At 67.8% G+C, this 2,307-nt stretch carries 3 protein-coding genes; 2 read left to right on the forward strand and 1 reads right to left on the reverse strand.

Annotated features, from left to right (window positions below):
- Nucleotides 1-97 precede the first annotated feature (97 nt).
- A complete protein-coding gene (locus DD1DGNOD_RS14975) occupies nucleotides 98-1,279 on the reverse strand; it encodes an RCC1 domain-containing protein (RefSeq protein WP_241255740.1) in 1,182 nt (393 codons plus the stop codon).
- 641 nt (nucleotides 1,280-1,920) lie between these two features.
- Between DD1DGNOD_RS14975 and DD1DGNOD_RS27085 the strand changes: the two genes are divergently transcribed.
- Nucleotides 1,921-2,088, forward strand: coding sequence for a hypothetical protein (locus DD1DGNOD_RS27085; RefSeq protein WP_165036744.1), 168 nt, complete (start codon nucleotides 1,921-1,923; stop codon nucleotides 2,086-2,088).
- 7 nt (nucleotides 2,089-2,095) lie between these two features.
- Nucleotides 2,096-2,307, forward strand: a 212-nt coding sequence (locus tag DD1DGNOD_RS14980; protein ID WP_131770410.1) for a type II toxin-antitoxin system RelE family toxin, incomplete at its 3' end; no start/stop codon positions are given.

A 2,307-nucleotide genomic window follows, 5' to 3' on the forward strand; every position in this document is an offset into this window, starting at 1 on the left:
TGGCCAGCGCGTGGGCAAGAGGAAGCCTCGCCCACGCGCTGGCGTGCGTGTCATGGAAGGTCGGGCAGCGATGCCTCCGCGGTCTTGCCGCCGTCAGTTAACGGCCCTGCGGCTGCCCATGCGCCGCGAAGAAAGACGTAATCGCGTATCCGGTGCCCCAACCGGCGCCGATGGCGGTGACCCCGATCAGACCGGGAACCTGTACCGGCACCGGGACGTCGTCACCGGTGGTGCCGTTCCCCAGCTGACCGTAGTTGTTGCTGCCCCAGGCCCAGACCGTGCCGTCGGAACGCAGCGCATATCCGTTCTCATCACCGCCGGCGATGGCGGTGACCCCGGTCAGACCGGAGACCTGCACCGGCAGCGTCACCTCGAGGCCGGGTATGGAGATGGTGCCGATCCCCAGCTGGCCGTTCCAGTTCTGACCCCAGGCCCAGAGCGTGCCATCGGAACGCACCGCATACGCCGTATATGGGCCGGCAGCGATGGTGGTGACGCCGGTCAGGCCGGAAACCTGTGCCGGTATCGGAGTCCGGCTGCCGACGCCGCCATGCCCGTTCCCCAACTGGCCGACGTTGTTGCCGCCCCAGGCCCAGACCGTGCCGTCGGAACGCAGCACATACGCGGAGAGGCCGCCGCCGGCGATGGCGGTGACGCCGGTCAGACCGGAAACCTGTATCGGCACCGACGTGAAGAGAGTGGGATCGGGGAGAGGGCCCAATCCGTCGAAGAAGTTGCCACCCCAGGCCCATACGGTACCGTCCCGACGCAGCGCATACGCCGTATCCCCGCTGCCGGCGATGGCGGTGACCCCGGTCAGGCCGGAAACCCGCACCGGCACCGAACTGTCGGTGGTGGTGCCGTTCCCCAAGTTACCCTGCGCGTTATGACCCCAGGCCCAGACCGTGCCGTCCCGGCGCAACGCATACCCTGTGACTCCGCTGTCGGCGATGGCGCGGACTCCGGTCAGACCGGAAACCCGCACCGGCACCAGGCTGTCGGTGGTGGTGCCGTTCCCCAACTGGCCGTAGCTGTTCTTACCCCAGGCCCAGACCGTGCCGTCCCAGCGCAACACATACTTGGTGTCTCTGGATTTGCTGCCGGCGATGGCGCGGACCCCCGTCAGACCGGAAACCCGCACGGGCACCGAGCTGTCGGTGGTGGTGCCGTTCCCGAACAGGCCGGTGTTGTTCCGGCCCCAGGCGTACAGCGTGCCGGCCCGTGGCCGGATACCCCACCCGTGGACAGCACCGGCAGCGGACGGCGGAAGCGCATCCAATGGGACGCGCGCTCCTGGCGTCCCCGATCCTGTTACTCCCAGTCCGGACGGGGAAGCCACAGCAGCTGCCGGCAGGAGCATCGCTCCGACCGCAGCCAACATCGCCGCCCATATCCTGGCCTGCCATCGTTGACCGGACATCGTCGCTTCTCCGCTCCGTAGAACCGGTGGGCGTCACCATGCACACCCTGACGTCACGAAGAATAACAAGATCGTTACTTTCTGTACTCATATCGTCATGTGTCTACCAGTGGGCCAGGGGCCAGCCGCCGGTGTGTCCCGCGACGACCGTCAGCCCGCTTCCTTCCGTATCGGGTTGATGGGCACGTCGGCCAGCCGGGACAGCCCGTCGGCGCCGCGGCCCACGTCGATGGCCCGCTGTACGACGGCCCTGGACGCGGTCAGTACGCCTGGTAAGCGGCTTGCGGTCCGCTGTACAGGACGAGGGCAGCTGGCTGCCCGATGGCCGGGGCGGGAGTCATGATCACCCCGTCGAGGCAGTCGATGTCCAGTTCGCCTGCCCACGCCGCTGTCGCGCGGACCTGGTCTGGCGAGGTGGACGTGAGGTTGACCAGGCCCCGCCCCGCGAGAACGTGAGCATGTCTTCTGCCCGCCCAGACCTGCCAGCGTACCGTGATCGTGTGAACGAACCCGACACCATCCCATTGTGGGACGACGAGGATTACCCGGAAGCCGAGCAGGAAGCCGACCGCCAGGCGATCGACGCCGCCTGGGCCGAGCCCGGGGAGAACATCCCACTCGAGGTCGTGTTGGCCGAGTTCGGCGACACCGACCTACTCGCATCCTGACCTGGCTGTGGCGTCCTACAAGATCGAGGTCCGCCCGGGCGCCTGGCGGGAACTCCGGAAGATCTCGCAGCCGGCTCGCCGGCGTATTGAAGCCGCCATCGTCGCGTTAGCTGATGATCCTCGCCCCGCCGGCTACAAGGCGGTCGTCGGCCGACCCGGACACCTGTGCCTGCGGGTCGGGGACTATCGGATCATCTACCTACCCCGTGACGCCGAACT

The sequence above is a fragment of the Candidatus Protofrankia californiensis genome (assembly GCF_900634765.1).
Classification (GTDB): Bacteria; Actinomycetota; Actinomycetes; order Frankiales; family Frankiaceae; genus Protofrankia; species Protofrankia californiensis.